Annotated in this window: 1 protein-coding gene; it reads right to left on the bottom strand. The window is 74.2% G+C overall.

Annotated elements, in window-relative coordinates; translation table 11 throughout:
• Positions 1-252 (bottom strand): zinc-binding dehydrogenase (locus KVT44_RS56450; protein ID WP_217577072.1); only part of this gene is annotated, 252 nt, incomplete at both ends.

The raw sequence follows: 252 nt of genomic DNA, 5'->3' as shown, positions 1-252 counted from the left end.
CGCCAACGCGCACGCCCGACGCGCCCTCGCGGCGGCGGGTGGAGTCCCACGCCGCGGGAATGGACACGGCACGGCCCACCCCCTCCACGGCGACGTCGACCCCCTGGTGGCCGGTGAGGGAGCGGATCCCGCGGGCGGTGGTGTCGGAGGCGTCGACGTAGAGCGGGGCATCGGTCTCGCGGGCTAGTGGCCTCTTCTCCGGAGAGATGTCCACCTCGAAGACCTGACTCGCGCCCGCGTTCCGCGTCGCCT

The organism is Streptomyces sp. GbtcB7 (assembly GCF_019091445.1).
In the GTDB taxonomy this organism is placed as follows: Bacteria; Actinomycetota; Actinomycetes; order Streptomycetales; family Streptomycetaceae; genus Streptomyces; species Streptomyces mirabilis.
This window is presented reverse-complemented; position numbering and strand designations above follow the sequence as displayed.